The sequence below is a fragment of the Yeosuana aromativorans genome (assembly GCF_014646655.1).
Classification (GTDB): domain Bacteria; phylum Bacteroidota; class Bacteroidia; order Flavobacteriales; family Flavobacteriaceae; genus Yeosuana; species Yeosuana aromativorans.
This window is the reverse complement of sequence record NZ_BMNR01000013.1, coordinates 1-24,703: the sequence shown is the minus strand read 5'-3', so window position 1 is coordinate 24,703 and position 24,703 is coordinate 1. Positions and strand designations below refer to the sequence as shown.

Annotated in this window: 18 protein-coding genes; 13 read left to right on the top strand and 5 right to left on the bottom strand. The window is 33.1% G+C overall.

Annotation, left to right across the window (positions count from 1 at the left end):
* Positions 1-194 precede the first annotated feature (194 nt).
* From IEW94_RS16555 to IEW94_RS16545, 3 genes are all read left to right on the top strand, one after another.
* Positions 195-740, top strand: coding sequence for a hypothetical protein (locus IEW94_RS16555; protein ID WP_188655168.1), 546 nt, complete (start codon positions 195-197; stop codon positions 738-740).
* Between the two features lie 262 nt (positions 741-1,002).
* The gene (locus IEW94_RS16550; protein ID WP_188655166.1) at positions 1,003-1,314 is read left to right on the top strand and encodes a hypothetical protein; all 312 of its coding nucleotides are present in this window, start codon (positions 1,003-1,005) and stop codon (positions 1,312-1,314) included.
* A 508-nt stretch (positions 1,315-1,822) separates the two neighbouring features.
* Positions 1,823-3,100, top strand: a complete 1,278-nt coding sequence (locus tag IEW94_RS16545) for a site-specific integrase (protein ID WP_188655164.1) — start codon at positions 1,823-1,825, stop codon at positions 3,098-3,100.
* A 215-nt stretch (positions 3,101-3,315) separates the two neighbouring features.
* Here IEW94_RS16545 and IEW94_RS16540 read toward each other — a convergent pair whose 3' ends face one another.
* From IEW94_RS16540 to IEW94_RS16525, 4 genes are all read right to left on the bottom strand, one after another.
* A complete protein-coding gene (locus IEW94_RS16540) occupies positions 3,316-3,783 on the bottom strand; it encodes a hypothetical protein (RefSeq protein ID WP_188655162.1) in 468 nt (155 codons plus the stop codon).
* Between the two features lie 174 nt (positions 3,784-3,957).
* The gene (locus IEW94_RS16535; RefSeq protein ID WP_188655160.1) at positions 3,958-4,542 is read right to left on the bottom strand and encodes a porin family protein; all 585 of its coding nucleotides are present in this window, start codon (positions 4,540-4,542) and stop codon (positions 3,958-3,960) included.
* A 39-nt stretch (positions 4,543-4,581) separates the two neighbouring features.
* Positions 4,582-5,364 (bottom strand): zinc metalloprotease, encoded by a 783-nt coding sequence (locus tag IEW94_RS16530; protein ID WP_188655158.1) that lies wholly within the window; start codon positions 5,362-5,364, stop codon positions 4,582-4,584.
* A 168-nt stretch (positions 5,365-5,532) separates the two neighbouring features.
* A complete protein-coding gene (locus IEW94_RS16525; protein WP_188655156.1) occupies positions 5,533-6,585 on the bottom strand; it encodes a hypothetical protein in 1,053 nt (350 codons plus the stop codon).
* Positions 6,586-6,784: 199 nt separating this feature from the next.
* On the opposite strand from IEW94_RS16525, the gene IEW94_RS16520 reads away from it, so the two are divergent.
* The 9 genes from IEW94_RS16520 (at position 6,785) to IEW94_RS16480 (ending at position 23,676) form a co-directional block, all read left to right on the top strand.
* A complete protein-coding gene (locus IEW94_RS16520) occupies positions 6,785-7,306 on the top strand; it encodes an RNA polymerase sigma factor (RefSeq protein WP_188655154.1) in 522 nt (173 codons plus the stop codon).
* Between the two features lie 59 nt (positions 7,307-7,365).
* A complete protein-coding gene (locus IEW94_RS16515) occupies positions 7,366-8,280 on the top strand; it encodes a FecR family protein (RefSeq protein WP_188655152.1) in 915 nt (304 codons plus the stop codon).
* Positions 8,267-10,843, top strand: a complete 2,577-nt coding sequence (locus IEW94_RS16510; protein ID WP_229669562.1) for a TonB-dependent receptor — start codon at positions 8,267-8,269, stop codon at positions 10,841-10,843. Before IEW94_RS16515 ends, IEW94_RS16510 begins: the two co-directional genes overlap by 14 nt.
* A gap of 1,804 nt (positions 10,844-12,647) precedes the next feature.
* On the top strand, positions 12,648-17,192 hold the full coding sequence (locus IEW94_RS16505; RefSeq protein ID WP_188655148.1) for a PAS domain S-box protein: 4,545 nt from the start codon (positions 12,648-12,650) through the stop codon (positions 17,190-17,192).
* Between the two features lie 2 nt (positions 17,193-17,194).
* Positions 17,195-17,833 (top strand): response regulator, encoded by a 639-nt coding sequence (locus tag IEW94_RS16500; protein WP_188655146.1) that lies wholly within the window; start codon positions 17,195-17,197, stop codon positions 17,831-17,833.
* A 401-nt stretch (positions 17,834-18,234) separates the two neighbouring features.
* Positions 18,235-20,277 carry a PAS domain-containing hybrid sensor histidine kinase/response regulator gene (locus IEW94_RS16495; protein WP_188655144.1) on the top strand — a complete coding sequence of 681 codons (2,043 nt, stop codon included), beginning with the start codon at positions 18,235-18,237 and terminating at the stop codon, positions 20,275-20,277.
* 143 nt (positions 20,278-20,420) lie between these two features.
* Positions 20,421-20,774 carry a response regulator gene (locus IEW94_RS16490; protein WP_188655142.1) on the top strand — a complete coding sequence of 118 codons (354 nt, stop codon included), beginning with the start codon at positions 20,421-20,423 and terminating at the stop codon, positions 20,772-20,774.
* Between the two features lie 39 nt (positions 20,775-20,813).
* Complete coding sequence (locus IEW94_RS16485) at positions 20,814-22,016, top strand: GAF domain-containing sensor histidine kinase (RefSeq protein WP_188655140.1); 1,203 nt, start codon at positions 20,814-20,816, stop codon at positions 22,014-22,016.
* Between the two features lie 460 nt (positions 22,017-22,476).
* Positions 22,477-23,676: a site-specific integrase gene (locus IEW94_RS16480; protein WP_188655131.1), complete on the top strand. Its 1,200-nt coding sequence runs from the start codon at positions 22,477-22,479 to the stop codon at positions 23,674-23,676.
* A 191-nt stretch (positions 23,677-23,867) separates the two neighbouring features.
* Here IEW94_RS16480 and IEW94_RS16475 read toward each other — a convergent pair whose 3' ends face one another.
* On the bottom strand, positions 23,868-24,083 hold the full coding sequence (locus IEW94_RS16475) for a helix-turn-helix domain-containing protein (protein ID WP_188655129.1): 216 nt from the start codon (positions 24,081-24,083) through the stop codon (positions 23,868-23,870).
* A 120-nt stretch (positions 24,084-24,203) separates the two neighbouring features.
* On the opposite strand from IEW94_RS16475, the gene IEW94_RS16470 reads away from it, so the two are divergent.
* Positions 24,204-24,703: hypothetical protein (locus IEW94_RS16470; RefSeq protein WP_188655127.1), on the top strand; the 500-nt coding region annotated here is incomplete at its 3' end.

The window sequence follows — 24,703 nt, the reverse complement described above, 5'->3', positions numbered from 1 at the left end:
TATTTTAGTTCAACCGTTTGGTCGTTGCTTTTTTGCTTGCTTCTGATTTTCCTTCGGAAAATCCTCGCACACAAAACCGCAACGTTCCTTACACAAACACGTTGGCTGTAATTAAAAATAAGAATGCTGAATATAAAACTATAGACTTCTAAAAATAAACGATAAAAAACAATACCAAAGAAATAATGAATCCTATGGGAAATAATAATATACTCTATAATTCACGCATATATATAAATAAAATTATAGTCTTATTTTCAATCGTTGAATCTAAAAAAGAGTCCTTTCTAAAATTTACAGATAAAGTTCTCAAGGTTTATAAAACAGAGTGGTATACAAATTATGAACTTACTTCTCTCAAATTTCCTGACTCTACAAAATGTAATTATAACGATACATTCATCTTTACAAGTAATAAAGAATATAAGAGAAAATTACACACAGGTAACAAAACAGAAGGCTGTAATGTAATTGAAATTAATTCTCATAATGATAAATATACTGAGTATTGGAGTTTTGTTGAATTTCCTGTTTTAGATATTGATTATCCAAATAATCTGTACTTACATTTGTATGGAAATGGAAGTGTTGTAAATACAAATGCTTTTAGTGAATACAATCTAAATGAATCTTATATCATAGACGTTGAAGATGATAAGTACTTAGTATTAATTAATAATAACAACTCTACCTCTATGGATACACATTATGAAAAAAAAACTTTTTATACTCTTAAATAAAGTCTGTTATAAAAAACTACAGCCAACACCGGCTATAATTCAGCGTGGTTTATGTGCTATTTTAAAAACGATATCATTTACCCAAATTTATTACTAAAGGTGAAAATAACCATGGACAACAACGTATAAAATTAATTGCTAGTGTAAACTTGCTTACGAAAATCCCCTCGGATTTTCTATTCGGTTTGTATTTGCTAAATTAGGTGACCCTTCCTGAAATTAGGCTATATAATTTATCATAATTATTTAAAAAAAAGGCAAAGTGATCAGACGGTATTCAGAACCTTTTAAACTGAAAAGTAATATAAAATTTATTATGGAAATTAATTTAGGATATTATCGCAAAAAAGATTGGAAAAAACTCTTAAAGATCATTGACGATAGAGATGCCATGCATGACTCATGGGAAGACTGGCACAAATCATACTTAAATACTAAGCAAAGTTTGATTTCAAATGGCTTTACCGTAAATGACTTTATTGTCGATTTAGATAAATTAAAAAAGTACTGTTCCAGTAGAGGTTTAAAAATAGATGGGAAAGCTAGATCACAGTTCATTTCTGACATAAAATGAATCAAGAACATTTAGATCAAGCATAAGTCTTATTACTAAATCGAATCCGCCCTAATAAGCGATTTGAAAAGTTGTGAAATGCATGTTCAAGTGAGCATTCATGAATTGGGTTGCAATTTGTTTTGCTTTGGCTTTAAATAATATATATCTTTACAAAACCAGTAGGTAAAGCAATTTATTTTGAGGTCATTTATAACCCCGTCAACAAATCGGCTAGCAGCTTGTTTTTAATATTTATAAATGATTGATATATAACGAATTAGGGTAGGTAAGTAGCTTCCTGCCACCCCGACGAACCTAGTAATAGGTTGATACAAAACACTGTTAATCGTATGATTACCAGTGTTTTTTGTTTTTAATGGTTTTATTTGAGAATAATTAAAACCATATAAAAGGTGTGCAAATCGGTGAACACTTTTTTACTGGAATTGTTGTAGTTTTAAGGAACATTTAAGAACGATTTGACTTTTGTTTTTGCAAATAATTTGATTAACGAAAGATTCTTAAAATGCAAACAAACAAAACCTTTTCGGTGGTTCTCTTCACAAGGAAATCCCGAAGCAAACAACAGGAACTATCCATTTATGCGCGTATCACGGTCAATGGCAAACGTTCCGAGATCAGCCTAAAGCGCAATGTCCAGCAAAAGGAGTGGGATTCCTCCAAGAACAGGGGTCGGGGCAGCTCGTATCCCATGCAGACCTTGAACAGATACCTTGACCAAGAGTACAGCAGGCTACTGGACTGCCATAAACAGTTGCTGGAAGAGGACGAGGTCGTTTCATCCCAAGCGATAAAATCCCGTTACCTGGGCGAGGACAGCACCCAAAAAACACTCAATGAGCTATTGGACTATCATAATACCAATATGGTGAATGTGTTAAAACCCGGTACCATGAAAAACTATTATACCACGGAAAGGTATCTGCATAAATTTCTAAAACAAAAACAGAAAACAAATGATATCTATTTAAAGCAGTTGAACTATCGCTTTATCATTGACTTTGAACAGTACCTGAGAAACTATAGGAACAGCAAAAAGCAATTGGTACTGAGCAACAATGGAGTCATGAAACATTTGGAACGCTTTAAGAAAACCATAAACCTTGCCATTAAACTGGAATGGATAACAAAGAACCCATTTCACCAATTCCAGCTAAAGTTTGAAAAGTACGATAGACAATACCTAACAGAAAGAGAGCTGCAGCTCATAGAGAACACCAGTTTCAATAATGACCGTTTGGAAAGGGTAAAGGATTGTTTTCTGTTCTCATGTTATACAGGACTGTCCTATATAGATGTCAGGGAGCTTACAAGCAACCAAATTGCCAAAGGGATTGACAATAACCATTGGATATTCACCAAAAGGGAAAAGACCAATGAAACGGTCAAAGTCCCCATCTTGCCACAGGCTATGAAGATCATCAAAAAGTATAAAGAAGATTCAGAAAACAGAACATGCAAACCGTTATTGCCATTAAGTTCAAACCAGAAAACAAACAGTTACCTAAAGGAAATAGCAACGGCAATTGGGATACATAAGAACATTACCTTTCACGTGGCACGGCATACCTTTGCCACAACCGTCATGCTATCAAATGGCGTACCCATTGAAACCGTATCAAAACTGTTGGGACACACCAAACTTTCAACTACCCAGATCTACGCAAGGGTAGTGGAGAGCAAAATAAGCGAGGATATACAAAACCTGTTGATTAGATTTAAAACGAAAAAACAACAATTTCGAGAAATAAACCAAATCGATAATTTTTTGAGTAAAGAATAAATACTGATTCTTGTGAGTTAATACAATTGGAACTCTAAATCCATGAATAAATTTTGCAAGGGGTTATTTAGATTTTAATAGTGTACAGGATTTGGTGCGAAGTGTTTATATTTCAATTGGGTTTAGATAAAAAAGATATCAATACCTTCTTGATTGTTTTTTTTAACAGAAAAGAGCTTCCATTATGGAAGCTCTTTAAACCAAAATGGCATTAACTAAAACAAACCTAACCGTACACTAGGGGTACGGACCTGTACACTCGTACTAATTGTATTTCTTTGCGGATATCTTTCATAATAATATCTGTCATAACCATAATAATAAAATGAGGTTTGGTGATAATAGTAATCACTGTGATGGCATTGGTTGTTGCAATGCTCATAATGACTAGCGTAAGCATCCTCCTTACCTTTCATATAGGCCTTATAAGCTTTCCTATCTTTCTTTTTTAAATTATTTTCATAGTTTTTTTGTTCTTTCCAAAATGTTTCTTCTTCAGCTTTAGTTTTAGCACTGAATTGTTGTTCATATTTGGCATCTTCCATGGCACGTTTTTGATAGTATGTTTTTTTATCAATTGTTGTTTTATGAGATGCCTCAGATGACAACTCAGATTTCTGGGCTTGTGTTAAAAATGAATAACTTAATGCTATGATAAGCGTTAATGTTTTAAATAATTTCATGACTTTAATTTTTAGGTTATTAATAATTTGCACTGAATGGCTTTCAATAATAAGACACCTCAAAAGTTTTTTACCCTATCGATTTTTGATTATAAATCAAAACAATGACTTGTAAACAAGTTGTGGGAATAAGCGGGTCTATCAGAACGCAATTTTAGGCTATCCTTTTTCGTCTTATAAATCGAAACCTAATGAGAATTGCCAAACCCTGTTTTTTGGGCTGCCTTCGTCATAAACGCTTCCTAATCCTAAATGATAACGAACACTTAAGCTAACACCTGAGCTTGTTTTAAAGCCTCCCCCAAAATTGACGCCCCAATCAAAATTTTTAGGATCAAATTTTTGGGAAGTGTCAAAAAGACTAAAATTACTGTCAAATTTTTCTTTATGTGAAATGGCTAAACCAATTTGAGGTCCAGCTTCTAAAAATAAAATTTCAGAAGGATATACTTTTAATAATAATGGCAGGTTTATATAGTCTAATTTTTGTGTAAACGTTCCACTATTATCTTTCAACACATAGCCTTGTTGCGAATATAATAGTTCAATTTGTAGAGCAGTAGCTTCAGTTAAAAAGGATTCGCCATAAAAACCTATATGAAATCCTTGTCTTTTTCCAGTTTCTGTACTACCATCAAAACTGACAGAGGACAAATTATATCCAAATTTAAGACCTGTGTTTGATTTGTTGATGTCCTGTGCGTTTAATGAGAAAAAAACACAAAATATTATTAAAAATGTTAAAATTTTAGTTTTCATCTTAATGGAATTTTAGTTAATTATTGATTTATGCAATTTTTATTTGCCGCCATTAGCCTGTAAATCGGCAATACATTGTGAATCTAATTGGGGTGCAGAACTCATATTGACCAAGTTGGCAATACCGGCAGAAGACTCTACGGCCCAGTACATTAAGCAGTTTTGGTCATTACAGTGCTTTGGGTGTTCTGTGTCTTCATGTGCACTTTGTAAGGGAGCTCCTAAATTTGTAAGGCCGAGTATGTGTCCAAATTCATGTGTGATCACAGTGGTCTCTAGCAAGGATCTATTGGGCTCGAATGGGCTGTTGCTCGAATTTTGAACAGTTTCCTCAAAAACAACAAATGACGTATTTCTGTAGGCCGTTCCTAAAACCATTGTATTATCAATGTCTTTATCCGATTTTCCGTCAGTAAAAAATGCCCAAACGGCAATCTGGTCATCTGTATTATAATAGGTTCTGTTAGCATCTTCAATAGTGCTAATGTCTTCAATGGAGTATACTGTCTTCCCTGGGGAAGGAATAGCTCTTTTTTCTATGGTAATGCCTTTTGGTTTATTGGTTCTTGCTTCCAAAAAAGATTTAAAGTTATTAATGGAGGCAGCTGTAGGTTCAAATCCTTCTACATATACCGATTCTACAACCATGCTTTTAAATTTTTTGTCAGATAGAAGATCGTTTGAGGAACTACCTGTAGCTTGTTTGTTGGCAATAATGTTAATGGAATTATTGTTGTCTCCAGAATTTCCATTTATAGAGTTGTCTTTTGTACAAGCCTGAAAAATGACCAATAGGAAGAATATTAATATTTTATGTTTCATCTGTTTAAATTTATTTTTTCAATGGTCGGGTGGTATGCCCTCTTTATATATAGTTTTGTTTGAAAAATTTGTTCTTGGGCATTTCATTGTTTTTATATTTTTAAAACAGCTGCCAAAAAATTGACAGCTGCTTTGCCCTAACATAGGTAGCAAATGCTTATTTAGTTTTTAAATTTGGTTTAAAACTAAAGTGATAGCAGCATTTGTTGTGCTTTGTAGAGAAATTGAATTTTCTGAATAGCTGGTTACTTTCCAGGTGTCGTTCAATAACTCAAAAGATGAATTTCCAGAAAAGGTCAATTTTAAAAACACGTCAAGTTCTGATGACAATTCATAAGTTCCTTCTACATCATTGATGGTTGTGTTTATGGTATTATGTGCCGTGCATGTTAAATTGTTTGCAAAATCTATGGTATAATTTGCATAATCACTGGCAGTATCAACACCGGCAGAAACAAATGATTTTACTTTAAATGTGCCATCAACCAGAATGGTTCCCAAAGCATCGGCATTATCTTTGGCATCATCCATGGCAGCGTCATTAGATAAGCACTCTGTAATCCTGGACTGTAAATCCATATCACTGGTTATTTCAACTACTGAATTGTTTTCGCCGTTTAAAGTGGCTGTTATTGGGTAGTTTACAGAAAATAATTCATCATTGCCAAAGTCCTTCATAAAAGTATATAATTCTTCATTTGACCCAATTACTACACTTCCTGTTTGATCTAAGTTCAAGTTATAGGTTAAAATTGTGATAGGAAAATCTATATCCAAACAATGAATGGCAGCTTCTCCTGCGTTCTCAGCTTCTGAACAAGCATTGGCCAAAGCATCATATTCTGCTTGATTTGCAACTTCTACTTCTGTATAGTTGCTTAACCTTACTGTCAATGGGAACTGAAAAACAATTTCATCATTGTTAAACTGGGCAAGAAGGTTTAAAACCGAACTGTAATCTGCTTGGCTCAATAAGGTTACCTTTGTTCCGTTAACCGTTGCGGTAACGGGGAACAAAATAGAGGAACAGGACATGCCATCTAAAAAGTCGTCAAAGCTGCCATCATACATTGATGTGCGCTCTAGATTGCTAGCCGTTTGAGAATCGGCATTGTTGGTGTTTGGGTTTTGTCCGTTTTCTGTGTCCAATTCATTTTGACAAGAGGTTAATCCTATAAATGACATTAATAAGATTGCGGTAATACATTTTAAATTTTTCATGATAATAATTTTTTGGGTTTATTAATTCTTTTTCATAGCGATTTTTTTTCGCTTTCTGTATTTAAGACCCTTAACATTAAATTTACCCTATGGTTTTTTGATTTTTTTTGCGTTATTAATTGTAATAATCTGATTTTCAGAACAAAATATTTATGTTTTTATTTTATATTTTTGTGCAAATCTACTTTATAAAACACTTATGGATAGCCCAAAGCATAAACTTTGTGAAGAATCTTATTTTAACTCGTTTTATTTAGAACATATTCAAGCTGCCAATAATTTTGCATTTTACAAGTGTGGAGACAAAGCGGTTTCTTTGGATTTTGTCCAGGATGCTTTTGTCAAGATTTGGGAGAACTGTTCAAAGATTGACTTAGCCAAAGCGAAAACCTATTTGTTCACTACTGTTAACAATATGTTTTTAAATGCTGTGCGGCATGAAAAGGTAGTTATGAACTATGCCAAAGATGTCCCTTACATGGATAAAACAGACCTAAGCCCCGAATATTTAATGGAAGAAGACGAGTTTAAAAAGAAATTGCTTTTGGCTATTTCTGATTTGAAAGAAGAGCAACGTGAGGTGTTTTTATTGAATAGAATGGAAGATAAAAAATACCGGGAGATTGCAGAATTATTGGATATTTCACAAAAAACAGTGGAAAAAAGAATGTCGGCTGCATTAAAAATATTGCGCGAAAAAGTAGAAGAACTTAAAATTTAACTTTTTGCCGTAGGGAAAACAAATAGTTTGGTGTCTTAATAAAACATAGCATTATATTAATGAATAAAGAACATGACATATTAAAATGGTTTGAGGGTGAACTATCTACTGAGGAGATTAAGGAACGATATCCAAATGAAGATTTTTCTGTATTTGAAAAAGTTGGGTTTTATACTAAGCAAATCGATGTGCCTAAAGTAGATTCACAAAAAGCCTTGGCAGATTTTAATGCTAAAAAGTTAGTTAAACATGAACCCAAAATCATTCCTTTAAATTTTAAAACAATTATGAAAGTTGCTGCTATTTTGGTAGTAATGCTGACATCTTCATATTTTGTGTTCTTTAATAATGTAAAGTCTTATTCAACAGAAATAGCACAAACAGAAATTTTTAACCTTCCTGACAACTCTGAGGTTGTTTTAAATGCACAATCAAAATTGACCTATAACAAAAAGCTTTGGAAAAAGGAACGAATGCTTGATCTAGATGGAGAGGCCTTTTTTAAAGTAACCAAGGGCAAAAAATTTACAGTAAAGACAAGTGCAGGAACCATTCAGGTTTTGGGCACGCATTTTAATGTGAAAGAACGTGCTAATTATTTTGAGGTACAATGCTATGAAGGTTCGGTAAGAGTTACCCATGGAAGTGATAGAACCATATTAAAGCCAGGTAAAACGTTTAGGGTTATAAATGGTAAGATAAGCCCCGTAAAAGATTTTAAAGCAGAAAACCCGTCGTGGCTGACAAAGGAATCAACTTTTGATGATGTCCCATTATGGCAAATTATCAACGAATTGGAAATACAATATGATGTTGCTGTTGATGCCAAAAATATTGATACATCCGTCAGGTTTTCTGGAAGTTTTACGCACAATAATATAAACATAGCATTACAATCTGTAACCATTCCTTTAAAACTGAGTTATAAAATAAATGGTAAAAAAGTTGAATTATATAACTATGCTACGCACTAATTATTTTTTCACTTTATTTTTCTTTTGTTATTGTTTTACTTTTCAAGCTCAAGAAAAAGAATCGTTAATTGATGTTATACCAGCTTTGGAAGCACGTTTTGAAGTGAAATTTTCATATTCGGTCAATGAGGTTAAAGGTATTGTGGTTAACAAGCCTAATAAAACGGAAACCCTTAACCAAATTATTGAGGATCTTAATGCCAATACATTATTAAATTTTAAATTCCTTAACGAACGTTATATTACTATCTCTCAACTGGATAAAACAATTTCAATTTGTGGCAGACTGGTTTCAAGTACTGATAATGCACCATTATTTGGTGCTTCGGTAGTAATCAATAATTCAACAAAAGGAACCGTTACCAATGAAGAAGGTGGTTTTCAGCTTGATAATGTTGCCTTAAACGAAACTATTGTCATCTCATTTTTAGGCTATGAGACTCAAGCATTTGCAGCTAAAGAATTATGGGAAGGTAATGGCTGTAAAACAATTGTTTTAAGCGAAAAGAACGAAGCGCTCAATGAGGTGTTGATTTCTAAGTTTTTAACAACAGGTTTGCAAAAGCTCATTGATGGGAGTACCGTTTTGAATACCGAAAAATTTGGTATTTTACCAGGACTTACCGACCCAGATATTTTACAGTCCATTCAAGCATTGCCCGGTATAGAAAGTGTAAATGAGAGCATTGCAAATATTAATGTTAGAGGAGGAACAAATGACCAAAACCTGATTCTTTGGGATGGTATTAAAATGTACCATGCAGGCCATTTTTTTGGGCTCATTTCTGCTTATAACCCTAATTTAACTACTAAGGTCATTGTGACTAAAAATGGCACGTCCAGTGAGTTTAGCGATGGTGTGTCAAGTACCATAAGCATGCTTACAAAAGATAAAATAGGGAATGAGGTTTCAGGGGGAATCGGTGCTAATTTACTTAGTGGAGATGCTTTTTTTGAAATACCATTAAGCAAAAAATGGGCAATACATGTTTCAGGTAGGCGGTCTTTTACCGATTTTTATAAATCCCCGGTATATGATAAATATTTTGAGCGTAGTTTTCAAGACAGTAAATTAACAACCGATGGTGACAATATAAGTGAAAGTAACAGGTCCTCAAAGTTCTTTTTCCATGATTATACTGCCAAATTATTATTTGACCTTAATGAAAAGCATAAATTTAGGGCTAATGTTATTGGTATCAATAATTCCCTTGATTATAAGGAAAGCTATATTGATAATGCCAATAAAAAAGAATCTAAAACCAGCAGGTTGAAACAACAAAATATAGGGGCAGGTGTAAACTGGAACGGTATATGGACATCAGATTTTAACACAGAACTCAGTGCGTTTTATTCAAAATACAATGTTGATGCTGTTGATTATAGAATTGAAACTGATCAGAAATTAACTCAGACCAACGAGGTTTTGGAAACAAGCGTAAAGTTAAAGACCAATTATAAAATTAATAATAATCTAAACCTGTTAAATGGCTATCAATTTGATGAAATTGGTATTTTAAACGGAACAACTGTAAGTGCACCATCTTATGAACGTACAAAAAAAGATGTCTTGCTCAATCATGCTTTTTTTACAGAGGCAGAATTTAAAAACAATGCCACATATTTTAGACTTGGAGTTAGGGTTAATTATTTTCAGAAATTCAATAAAACAATTATTGAACCCAGATTGAATTTTAGGCAAAAACTAAATAACCAGGTTGCAGTGAAGTTGCAAGGAGAGTTCAAGAATCAATCAGCAACTCAGATTGTTGATTTTCAAGATGATTTTTTAGGTGTTGAAAATAGGCGTTGGATTTTGGCAAATGAACAAAATAAACCCAATTCAGAAAGTAATCAACCCTATGCTCAAAACATCCCTATTTCAATAAGCAAACAAGCTTCATTTGGTTTTGACTTTCACCATAATAATTTGGTTTTGGATGTTCAAGGGTTTTATAAATTAGTTAAAGGGATCACTGCTTCCAATCAAGGCTTTTATAATAGCTTTCAATACAAAAATGCATCTGGAAGTTATACGGCAAAAGGCGTGGAATTTTTAATTAACAAAACAGCCAACAGGTTTAGTACTTGGTTAAGTTATACCTATAGTATTAACGATTATGAATTTAAAACCTTCACGCCATCGGTTTTTCCAAACAATGTTGATATTAGGCACTCGGTGTCCATGGCCTTTAATTATGATATTTTAGAAAATTTAAAAATATCGATTGGTGGTATTTGGAGATCTGGTAAGCCATATACAAAGCCAGTTGAAGGAAATGAAACAATGCAAAGTGGCAATACAACAGTTGTGAATTATGGGACACCAAATGGAGATAACTTAGATGATTTTATGCGTTTAGATGCTTCGTTTAGTTATAATTTTAAGATGTCACAAGCTTTAAAGGCATCATTGCGAGCAGGCGTTTTAAATATCATGGATAGAAAGAATAGTATCAATAGATATTTCAAGGTAGATTCAAACGATTCTAATTCAGCAATTCTAATTGATAATAAATCACTTGGATTAACTCCAAACCTCAGTTTTAGAATTAAATTTTAAAAAGCATAGTTTTCTGTAGTCTTTTTGAGGATCATTTTAAATATATAAAATTATATATTTCAAATCTCTTGTATTCCCCGATATAAAGTTACTTATTACAAGTACTTACTATCATAAAAAATTCTCTATATAAGCGTGATTGTAAAACTAAGGGGGAATAGCAAGAGGGTAACACGCTTTGCGATGTTACGATTCTCCAACTCCTTTAAATACCGGCTTTTTGAGAAGTCATAATATTTAGTATTTACTAAAATTTGCAGTAAAACCTCTCGGAGTCCCTATAAACAGGCTTTTTTTTACAGGAAAAATGGGTAAAAAACTCTTGCTTGACGTTCAATCGCCACTTTGGCTATCATTTTAAAAAGCCGAAGATTGCATTTGCGCCAAAAATCTGCCGTCTAAATCTTCATCTTTTTAAAAAGTTTGGTTCAATTAAACTAGAAGAGCAATTTAAAACAAAAAGGGAATCATTTTAAATGATTCCATTTTTAAAATTATATTTTATTTACTAAAAGAAATTACTGTTTTTGAAGTTTATAATCTTTACATATTTCCTTAAACAACATACAAGGCTCTGCTTCTAGAGCAAGAGCAATTAAATACAATTCCTTTACCCTAAGTTATGTCTTTGGATTATTAGAAAGGTCACTCATTCTTGTTTTGTTAATTACTGTCTTTCTTCCTGCATCCGATTTGTTAATAAATCTTTTGGTAAAATAAGGTCCTAGTTCTGTCAATTTCTCAAAGGATTTGAACATAGCCACGGTGCTGGACCTGGTGGACAACATTTTACCGGATGCCCAGTTGGCTAGCTATGACAGTATTGAAAAGCTTTTATTGACAGAAAAGGAGGAGCAACAGAGAAGCCTAATCAATTCAGGATGTGTGCCAATGTTGGCAAACTCTGGTTTGCTCCCCACGGTCGCAAAATAAATAAAGATGTTTAGGAGAGTAAGAGCAACCGTTTTAAAGTTATGGATTTAGAGGTTGCTTTGTGCAAGGATAATCCATAAGTTTAAAAATGCAGCAAGCTTGCCAAAGCGAGCGCGGTATCTAAACTCTTCGATTATGTTAATGTACCCAGTGTTTATAAGGGTATCCAAGGGTGTTAAAATAATTATGGTATTTTCTTCGTCAAACAAATATGATCTACATTCTAATAACAAAATGAATTTCAGTTATTTATAAATAATTCAAATAACGCAACACCGCTTTAGCGCATTGCCCTCTTGCTATTCCCTTAGATTCGCAATGTCATTTGCATAGAGCTTTGTTTTAAGATATTTGATCCTTAAATGATCTGTTATCTTTTACTCGGGAAAACCCACCATAATTGTAAATTACAACCAACCAATAAAGGAGAATTAGGCGCTAAATAAAGTTTTAGACTTATGTTTTTAAAATTCTACATATTGGCTTTCCTAAAAAGGTATATCTATATTATGAAGTTTCAATCAGAACTGTGTTCCAAAACTTATAAATTAATATTTAAGAATTGTGAAAACGAAAATCATTGTATTTAAAGTTGTTTTTTTGAGCGTATTCTTTTAATACTCACAATTTGAATCAATTATCTTTGGATTTTTGTCATTGAAAGTAACACTTATTTTCATTAAGGTTTTGAGTATCCATATTTGTAATGCATACAGATGTATATTACTACTTATCTCCAGAACCATCATTTTATGCGTCCAAAGGTAGGGTTTGACTTAAAGATGTTTTACCTATCGGTGTATTTGATTTCTATTCCATTTGGTTAAGGAATTTTTTCATTAGCTTAGATGTTAGAAAAGTAATTCTTATCATGGAGAAATATCAGTTGGCTAATATGTTTTTAGATAAAAGCAAGGATCCTATTTGGATGATTGATCATAACTTTCAACTGGTTTATGCAAATAAAACATATCTAAGCTTCATGAAAGAAATGATTGGAACGGAGAAGAAACTGCACGATTCTGCGTTTGTCAAAAACTTTGGCAAGGATAGTATGGAAAAATGGAAAGCTTATTACAAAAGAGCTCTTAACGGAGACTTTTTTGTAATTGAAGAACATTTCTACAATAAAAAAACTAATAAAATTCAATATAGTCAAGTTTCCTTTGAACCTTTAACCGGAGATGATTGCAAAGTTTTTGCTGTTGCTTGCCAATCAAAAGATGTCACATCGATAGTGAATAAAAAATATGAATTGAATCAACTAATCAGTACTTCCCAAGATGTTTTTTGTACTGTTGACCAGCAGTATAATTTTGTAAATGTTAGCAATGGCGCCATTACTCATTGGGGGTATTCACCTAGAGAGTTAATAGGCAAACCTTACCAAGATTTGATTTTGGAAGAGGATTTGCCCAAAACCTTGAAAATAATGGCAACTGTTCGTAATGGACAGGAAGTTAAATCTTTCGCTAATCGATACAAGAAAAAAAATGGCGATGTCGCATATAATGTATGGTCTATACGATGGAATGATAACACAAAACTATGGTACGCTGTGGCCAAAGATTCCAAGGAGAAAATTGAGAAGGAAGTAAAAAATCTTCGAAGTGAACAACGGTTTAAAGCTTTGGTACAGGAAGGATCTGACCTGGTAGCAATCTTAGACACTGAAGGCAACTATAGTTATGTAAGTCCTACAAGCACCAGAGTTCTAGGCATTGCACCAGAAAAATTTATAGGAAGAAATGCTTTTGAGTTTATCCATCCTGATGATGTAGAAATGACATTAGGAGGTTTGCAAAAAATAACCACAGAAAAAAAAGTAAATTTGAGACCCTTTCGTTTTCAAAACCATAAAAAGGAATGGAGATGGATTGAAACGGTGCTAACCAATATGCTGGATAATCCAGCGGTAAATGGTATTGTATCCAACTCGAGGGATATCACCGATAAAATTGAGGAAGAACACAAGTCAAAACTACTTGAAAGTGTTATTACAAATACGAATGATGCCGTTTTAATTACCGAAGCTGAACCATTTGACGAACCTGGGAATAGAATTATTTATGTAAATGAAGCTTTTACAAAGATTACGGGTTATGAGGCTGAAGAGGTCATTGGTAAATCTCCCCGTATACTTCAGGGACCTAATTCGAACAAAGAAGAACTGCTAAAATTAGGACGTGCCATTAGAAAATGGGAACCCTATGAAATAACTACCATCAATTATAAAAAAAGCGGAGAGGAATTTTGGATCAACTTCACCGTGACCCCAGTGGCTAATGAAAAAGGCTGGTACACCCATTGGATTGCTATAGAGCGGGATGTAACAGAGCTAAAAAACAGAGAACTTGAAAATGAGCTTATTAATAAAATAAGCGATATATTCCATCAATCTATAGAAAATGACTTAATAGCATGTTTAACAAATCTTTGTGAGCACATCACTAAGTTTGGAGATTTTGATTTCGTTGAAGTATGGTTGCCCGAAATAGATGGTAAAACTATTAATCGTGCAGCAAATTACGTTGCGGGCATTACTGGACATGATTTTTATAATAAGGCTAAGCACTTGCATTCTCTCTTTTATGGAGAAGGGATGCCAGGCTATGTCTGGAAAAATAAAACAATAGAGATTTGGGGTGACGTTGATGAGCAGTGGCATTTCTTTAAAAGAAAAGTAGCTGCAAAAAAAGCAGGTATCCAAGCCATAATGGGCATACCTTTAAAACATAGAGGGGAGGTCGTTGGTGTACTCTTGTTGGCAACAAAAAAAAATAAATCGATCTTAGATTTGAATTTAGGTCTTTTTAAAAAATTAGAATCAAAGATTGGTGGTGAACTCAGCCGAAAGAAAATAGAAGTTGAACTGGCCCAGATTTTTGACTTTACACCCGATATGATTTGTGTGGCAGGTTTTGATGGTTATCTAAAACGAATCAACCCAACAGGGTTGGAACTACTAGGATATTCCTTAGAAGAAATGCTATCAAACCCAATCAAATCTTTTATACACGAGAAGGATAAATTGATAACGAGTGAAAAACAATTGAAATTATACAAAGGTGAAAATCTTCGCAATTTTGAAAACCGTTATGTTACAAAAGAAGGTAAAACAGTTTGGTTAAGCTGGACAGCGGCTTCAGTACCAGAGCATGGTATTGTTTATGCGGTTGCCAAGAACATTACAGAAGAAAAGAAACTTAGGGAATTGAATAGTCAGGTCGGCAGGCTAGCTAAAATAGGCAGTTGGGAAGTGGATTTATTGAACCAAAGTGTCTTTTGGTCAAAAGAGGTGCACAAATTGTTTGGAACTGACCCCGAAACATATGTGCCAAATTTAGAGAGCAATATAAAATTTTATCGAAAGGATTTTCAAAAATTAGTAGAATTGAACATTCAAAAATGTATTTCTACACATGAGCCTTTTGATTTTGAAGCAGTTATAAATAATACCAAAAAACAAGATTTGTGGGTGCGAGTTATAGGGAATGCTGAAATTTCTAATGGTAAGTGCATCCGTATTTATGGCAGTACTCAGGATATTAATGAACAAAAGGTTGCTGCTTTAGCATTGAAGAGGAGCTTAAAAGCATTAGAAGATTATAAGTTTTCTCTAGATCAATCTGCAATAATAGCTTTTGCAGATGAAAAAGGAGTTATTACTTCTGTAAATGATAACTTTTGCAATATTTCAAAATATAATAGAGAGGAACTTATAGGAAAAACTCATGAAATAATTAATTCTAAACATCATCCTAAGGAGTTTTTTAAAAATTTATGGAAAACGATAACCTCTGGTGAGGTATGGCGAGGAGAAATAAAAAATAAAGCAAAAGACGGGTCTTACTATTGGGTAGATACCACTATTGTACCTTTTTTGGATAAAAACGGTAAGCCCTTTCAATATTTGGCGATTCGTTTTGACATCACATCAAGAAAAGAAGCAGAATATGAATTAAAAACTTCAGAACAAAGATTTAGAACCATTGTGGAAGGAGCTCCTGATCCTATTTTTATACAAACAAACAAACGTTTTGTTTACCTTAACAAGCTAGCTATTGAACTCTTTGGAGCTGAAAATGAAAAGGAATTACTAGGGAAACCAGTTCTGGATTATTTTCATCCTGATTTTCATAAAATGGCTTTGGAAAGAATTAAAAAATTGAATATTAAAAGAAAAATGGTGCATGATTCTTTTGAGCAAATACTTATACAGCAAGATGGAAATGAAATTTGGGTAGAAACAAAAGGGCAACCTATTTTTTTTGATGGTGAAAATGGTGGTTTGGTATTTGTTCGCAATGTGACCGCCCGTAAATTAGCAGAAAAGGAATTGCGAGAGTCAAAAGGATTGCTCGAAAGTATCAACAATAATTTACCAGGAGCTATTATTCAGTATAAACTATTCCCTGATGGAAATGATGCATTAATTTATGTAAATAACGGATCAAAGGATATTTGGGGAATTACTCCAGAAGAGGCGATGGAAAATAATAATCTAATTTGGAACCAAATTGATGACGAACATATCTTATCCGTAAAAAAATCAATTCAAGTTTCTTTTGAAAATCTCAGTCCTTGGAAAATTGAATACAAAAATAATCTACCAGACGGCTCTGTAAAATGGATTGAAGGTATTGGGGTTCCAAAAAAACATGATGATGGAAGTGTTGTTTGGGATTCAATTATGCTAGATGTAACTTCTAGAAAGAATACTGAAATTAAAATGAATGAGTATAAAAAATCCCTTCAAAAATTAACAACAGAAATGATGCTTGTGGAAGAAAAACAGAGAAAGGAAATAGCAGCAAATATTCACGATCACCTTAGCCAGTCACTCGTAATTTCAAAAATGAAATTAAATGATCTATGGAAGGAAATGGAAACAAATGAAAAACAAAATGAAATTGGGACAGTAATAAAACATATTTCTGAAGCACTTGAAAATACAAGAAAAATAACCTATGACTTAAGCCCACCGGTTTTATATGAACTGGGATTAATAGAAGCTATATATTGGCTTGCAGAAAAAATTGAGAATCAAAATCAAATAAAAGTTAAGTTTAAAACTGAACTTAATGAAATCAAACTTTCCGAACCTAAATTGATACTGATCTACCGTGCTGTTCAGGAAATTATAAACAATGCCATAAAACACTCTGGTGCCACTCAAATAACTATACTTTTCACTAAATACCAATTTGGGCTGCAAATTATAATTAAAGACGAAGGAAAAGGATTTGATAAGTCGCTATTAAACAAACAAATACAAATAAATACAGGGTTTGGACTGTTTGCAGTTAGAGAAAGAATAGAAAATCTACAAGGAACGTTCATAATAAACTCAACTCTTGGTTTAGGTACGGAAGTGAAAATTTTGGTACCTTTAAAAGAAAACAAATTATTGTAGCTATGAAAATTAAAATTTTACTGGTCGATGATCACCAGATTCTTCGGGATGGTATTCGAAATGTTATAGAAAGAAGCACTACAATGGAGGTTATAGCCGAAGCAAAAGATGGAAGAGAGGCTATAAAATTGTGTAATCAACTCAAACCAAATATCGTTATTATGGACATTGCCATGGAAGGTCTTAATGGTGTAGAAGCAACTAAAAGAATAGTGCAGGAAAACCCTGAAACAAAGGTAATAGCTCTGTCGATGCATTCTAGTAAGCGCTTTGTTTTAGGAATGTTAAAAGCTGGTGCGTATGGTTATTTATTAAAAGACTGTGATTCAGATGAATTAATTAAAGCAATTAAAACTGTGTCAATTAATAAAAAGTATATTGCTCAAAACATATCTGATGTTATTTTAAGTGAATTTATTTCTGGTCAACATGAAGAAATGATTCTAACTCCTCGCGAAAAAGAAATTTTACAGTTGATTGCAGAAGGAAAAAGCTCAAAGGTCATAGGCGAAATATTATTTCTGAGTTCAAAAACGATTGATGTACACCGGAAAAATATTATGGATAAACTAGAATTATATTCATTACCTGAATTAACAAAGTATGCTTTAAAAACAGGACTGATTAGCTTAGATGAATAGTCAAATTTACATATTTGTATTTGTGTTAAAAATCTATAATTCAGGTTCTTGGATATTATTAACAAATCGTAATTAAGAAAAAAATCAAAAAAAATAAGGAATTTGCTTATTGTTAAGTATAAACCCTCAATCTATATTTGTAGCACAAAAGTTTATAATAGCAATTTACAAATTTAACTTTTCTAGAAGAGCGCAAAGTGAGAGACTGCGCTCTTCGCATTTTATTAAGTTTAAGTTTCTATTATTCAATTTTGCATTTTGTTTGTCCATATTTGAGGATACTATTTAAAATTAACAATATTTTAAAACAACATTTGTATCACTTTTGTTTTTCTAGTCTTTAATTAATTCTTCTGAAACGTAACTAAGGATTTTTTTTTTAATTATTAAGAAATATACCTATGGTATTGGTTCTGTTTTTAATTGATATTTGTCAAGATGTATTTAGGAAAATTATGATCAATAATGATGAAGGTTTTTTAGTTCAAGCTACTGTGGGAAGTAGTGAAAAAATGTTTGGTATTCTTTTCGAGGAAATGACCGAAGCATATTTTTTGCACGATTTAAATGGAAATATAAAAACTGCAAATAAAAAAGCTTGTGAGTGCCTTGGATTGGCAAAAGACACTTTGGAAAAAATGAATATTGCGGATATAGTTCCTGATGATTTAATTCATTCTGTTCAGGTTGGTTTGAAACACCAAATTGATGGTGTATTCCGTTTAGAGACAAACTATGTCAATGGCAACATTACCCAAGTTCCTATAGAAATAACATCAAAACTGATTCAACTGGGAAAAACACAAATGATACTTACCGGATTTAGGGATATTTCTATTCGTAAGAACTATGAAAATCAATTGATCGAATCAAAAATACAAGCGGAATGGAACAAAAATGAATTAGAGTTAATTTTTGATAATTCGCCTTCATCCATTTTTCTTTTTAATGAGAACATGGATATCCTAAGAATAAACAAAAAGGCTGCTACAAAATTTAAAACAAATAGTTCTGAAATTGTAGGAAAAAATATAAATGACATAGTATGCTGTTTAAAAACGGATTGTGGCTCTTTTGCCTGTGGAGATGAAAGTATGTGTAAAATGTCAAATATTTTCAATGAAACAACACTAGGAAAAAACTACCTAAAAGAGGAAGTACGGGTTTTTATAAAGACTGAAGACTCTAATGAAGAAAAAACAATGTTGATTTCAACATCTTTATTAAAACGAAATGGTCATTCCGTTTATCTTGCTACCATTGATGATATTACCGATCGAAAAAAAATGGAACTAGAACTTCTGGATGCTAAAGAAAAAGCTGAAGAATCAGATAAATTAAAATCTGCTTTCATAGAGAATTTGCATCATGAGATAAGAACACCATTAAACGGAATTTTAGGTTTTATTGATTTTTTTGCCGATGACAGTTATAATTTTTCAAAGCAGGAAAAAAAAGAATTAATTGAAGTCATGCATAAAAGTGGTGATCGATTAATTAAAACAATAAATGATTTATTAGAAATCTCAAAACTCGATTCCGGAATACTGAAAATAAACAATGAGTCATTTAATTTAAAAGATCATTTAGAAAGTTTCATTAATGAACAATGCCTGAAATTCAAGAATTCTGAAATCGAATTTCAATATCAAGTAGATTTAGATCTTGAAAGGGAGATGATACACACTGACAAAGAAAAGTTGTTTCAGGCGCTTCAAAACTTGCTTGACAATGCTTATAAATTTACATCTAAAGGATTTGTAAAATTAAAGGTGTCTTTCAAAAATGAGAATCTAGAAATTTTTGTTGAAGATAGTGGTATTGGAGTTGCTCCAGAGTTTCATGATTTAATTTTTAAACCTTTTTGGCAAGTTAAAAAGGATCCAGACCATTATTATGAGGGTAATGGGCTTGGTCTTGCTGTCTCAAAAAAAATAGTAAATAGTATAGGGGGAGAGTTATTCGTTGAATCAGACATAGGAAAGGGGTCTAAATTTTCCATTAGGTTACCAAAAGCATTTAATTTAAGTATTAAACCTTTGGACGAGATTACAAAAGAACCTAGCAATGAAAAATCTTTAGAAGGTAGAACTATATTGATTTGTGAAGATGATATGTCTAATTATATTTATTTGAAAACAGTATTGTTAAATGAGAAATGCAGATTAATTCATGCCGCAGACGGTATTGAGGCCTTGGAAATATTTAAGGCAAATGCATCTATCGATTTGGTACTAATGGATCTTATAATGCCAAAAATGAATGGTTTGGAAGTAAGTGCCAAGCTAAAGGAAATTAGAAAAAATATTCCAATAATAGCGCAGTCTGCTCAAGTTATAGATAGTGAAATGCAAAGAGCCAAGAAAGCAGGTTGTCTTGATTATTTAGTAAAACCTATAAATAGAGATCTGTTAATATCTACAATAATAAAATATCTTAGATAAAATTAGAACTTTTATTGGTTATGCTGAAGCATGAGTGTAAATTACTAAGCAAATCTATTAATATTTTAGGCATTTTGCTTATTGAAATTTTTAAATCTTTCATCTAAATTCGTTTTCATAATTAAATGTGCAAAATCTCTCAAATGGTACGTAAAATAAATGTTCTTTTAATTGAAGACGATTTCGAAATTGGCAAATGGCTTGAAAAGCGCATATTGGAATTAAACAATATAAAGTCTTTAAGTTGGGAGACTAGTATTGAAAAAGCATCAATTTCACTTTCCCTCAATAACCCAGATATTATTATTTTAGATTTAAACCTTCCCGATGGCAACGGAATTGATTTGTTGAAAAAAATTAAGAATAATAAAAATAAAACCAAAGTTTACATTTTTTCAGTTAATGATGAATTGAGAAAAACATGCTTTCGATTAGGGGCTGATTATTTTTTTGACAAAACCACAGACAGTGAAAGACTCATTGCGAGTTTAAAATGAATGAATACGTTTTTTCAATTTTGTAAATAAAATGAATTAATGCAAAAGCCAAAAGAATATGTAAACGAAAGGGAGAGATTAAAGGATCTGGAGTCTTATTCCATACTAGATACGCTTTCAGAATCTGATTATGATGACCTAACAGCTATTGCCGCAGAACTATGTGGCACTAAAATCTCCTTAATTACTTTAGTTGATGATACCCGTCAATGGTTTAAGTCTCATCATGGCATAGACGTTTCAGAAACTCCTAAAGAATATGCTTTTTGCGCTCACGCTATAAATGAACCAGAAAATGTGTTTATTGTTCAGGATGCAAGAAAGGATTTGCGCTTTTATGATAATCCATTGGTAACGAATAATCCGACTGTAATTTTTTATGCTGGGGTTTCCTTACTTAGCGACAATAATCATCCTTTGGGCACTTTATGTGTAATTGATAATAAACCAAAAACATTGAGTGATGGTCAGATACAGGCTTTGAAAGCTTTAGGAAACCAGGTGATGAACATATTAAATTTAAGGAAAACCAAATTAACTCTTGAAAAAGCTTTAATAAGTTTAGAAGAAAAAAATCAAGAGTTAGATCGTTTTGCATTTGTAGCTGCTCATGACCTTAAATCACCCCTAGCTGGTATCAGTGGGTTGTCTAATTTGTTTATTGAAGAGTATGGTTCTCAAATTGATGATGAGGGAAAAGAAATGCTTGCCTTAATTGAAGAATCTTCAGATGTTTTAAGAAATCTAATTGATGGATTATTGAAATATAGTAGGTGTGAGAATATTTTTAAAGAGGACAAATCAGAGATAGATTTAAATGATTTATTAAAAAACATCTCTGCTTTTTTTCCGAAAATACCAGAACTGAAAATTAATTTACGAACTTCAATTAATAAAATACATACAAATAGAACCGCAATTAATCAGATTTTGATAAACCTTGTTACTAATGCTATCAAGTATAATGATAAGGAAACTATTGAAATTGAAATTGGAGTAGCGTCATCAGAAACCCATTACGAATTTTATGTGCAAGATAATGGGCCAGGCATAGCTGAAGAAAACCAGGCAAAGATTTTTGAAATTTTTGAAGTTATTGCTAAAAAAGATAGGTTTGGCAAATCCGGTAACGGAATAGGTTTGGCAACTGTAAAAAAAGTAGTGGAAAAAGGTTGTGGATCAATAAAAGTAGAGTCAAAACTAAAAAAAGGCACAAAATTTATATTTACTATTGAGAAATAATTTCAACAACCTTTGGTAAGAATTGATGCGAGTGCCAAAAAAAAAACTGCCCTAATCCAAGGAAAAAATTGATAGAAGAAAATGAAAATGTTTATTTATAAAATATGTATCTTTATCTAACCAAAAGCGAACAAATTTTGTTTTTGAATAGTTCTAACAAACTTTAGTGTGCAATTCGGTGAATCATACTAAATTAAAAGTGTTTAAAATATTGAAAATAAATGGGTTATGGGTTTTTAAAAAATCCTGCCACCCCGACTTTTTAAGAAATCAAATAGTAACAAAAACTTGGTAATCGAATGATTATCAAGTTTTTGTCGTTTTAAGGCAATCATTTAATTTGAATTGTTTTAAATAAAAAAGTGACCAATTCGGTTACCTTGGTTTAAAATGTACAAAAAGGTAACCGGACCCTTGATTTGACTTTTGTTTTTAATGTTCAATTTTAAAACAAAAGATTATGAAAACACCAAACACCTTCAGTGTCCTGTTCTGGCTAAAACTTGCCAGTGCCAAAAATGGAAAAGCGCCCCTTTATGCCAGAATCACTGTAAACGGCAAACGATCAGAACTATCCCTGAAACGAAAACTGTCAATTGCGGATTGGGACGCCAACAAGAACAGGCTAAAAGGGCTAAGTGACGAGACCAAATGTGTCAACAGTTACCTAAGGCAAGTGTATTCCCAACTCTTTGAATCCTATCAAAAATTAAAAAGGGAAAAAAAGATGGTCACCTCCAATCTCATAAAGGCCCATTTCTTGGGAGATGAAGACGGCCGGCACTCGTTAACGGATATCATCAATTACCATAACGACCACATGAAATCCACTTTGCGCTTGGGGACACAGAAAAACTATTATACAACCCATAGGTACCTGTTTCTCTTTCTAAAGGAAAAGCACAGAACGACCAACATGTACCTATCTGAACTGAACTATAAGTTCATCATTGACTTTGAGCGTTTTTTAAGGCACCAAAAATCGATGGGCAACAATACGGTGATGAAGCATATAGAACGCTTGCGAAAGATGGTGAGCCTGGCTTATAGGATGGAATGGCTCGACAGAGACCCCTTCATTAAGTTTGAAGCGAAATACGAAAAAAAAGAACGGACATTTTTAACAAAAGAGGAGTTGCAGCGCATTGAGGACAAATCGTTTACAATCCCCAGATTGCAGCTCATAAAGGATCTGTTCGTGTTCAGTTGCTATACGGGACTGTCCTATGGGGATGTCATGAACCTGACCCTTGGCAACCTATGCATGGGCATGGACGGAAAGCAATGGATCCATTCAAAACGTGAAAAGACCAGTGTCCCTGTCAAGATTCCCTTGCTGTCCAAAGCATCAAACATCATTAAAAAATATGAAGTGCACCCAAACAGCACAGACAAACAAACATTGTTCCCAACCATTTCAAATCAAAAACTGAATTCCTATTTAAAAGAGATAGCCGATGTGTGCAGGATTAAGAAGAACCTGACGTTCCACATTGCACGCCACACCTTTGCAACGACTGTAACCTTGAGCAATGGTGTTCCCATTGAGACCGTTTCAAAGTTATTGGGTCACTCAAAAATCACGACGACACAGATTTACGCCAAGGTAATCGAACGAAAGGTGAGTGATGACATGCAGAGATTGGAGGAATGTATTTGAGGTTTAAAATCAAGGCTGGTTGTGAAATGAAAGAGCTCCACATTGATGATGGCACAAACAAAACAGTTTTTTTTAAGGCTTAAAAAATGGTTTCCTTTCAATATGCTCCCCATAAGGCAACGGGAGCGTATTGAAAGGAAATTTTGTACACAATACATTCAAAAAAAATCTAATGTTCAATAGATTTAACCTTAAAAGTCCAGAAGTTTTTGCAATGATATATCCAAGGCATTTGAAATCTCGTATAATGAAAAGATGGTTGGGTTGACCTTACCGTTCTCAATTTTTTCAATGGCCTGCCTGTCCTTACCGCAGGCACGGGCCAAATCGGATTGGTTCAATCCCTTTTTGGTTCTCAACTCAACGATTCTTCTTCCGATTTTTTTCTTTAACTGTTCCTTGGTCATCTAGCAAATGTCAGTTTATTATATGACAATTATGTCATATTAAAAGTTGACAAATGGAATTTTTATGTATATTTGTCATATAATAGTATGACAAATGTAAATTTTATTAGTTTATCCATTATGAAACGATCAATAGAGAACCCAACAAAATTCCCATTACAAAAGGAACTTTTGGACCTTTTAAAGAACCTGGTCCCATTACATTCGGTATATGTCATCGATATGGACACGAGCAAAAACAAACATATCCATTACTTGCACACCAAAAGCAAACAGGTGCATCTGGAAGCGATCTACACCCTGTTGATCGTGGGCAACAAAGCGCTCCATAAGGGCCTGGATGATCTTATGGAGGAAGTCTACGATAAGATGGGTCAACGCTGTAAGGTCCATGTGATATATTGCACGGTATCCAACCTTATGGAAAGGATAGATATTGGCGATAATTTCCTGACACGCACCTTAAAGGAAGCACCTTGCATGTACAGGGAAGACAATGCCCTGTCCAGATATGGACAATATGGCTTGATGTACCATGTGTCATTGTACAAGGAGATCGAGACCGTTTGGAGGCACCGCATGGAACGGGCAGTATACCTGTTCTCTGTTATTGATGTCAT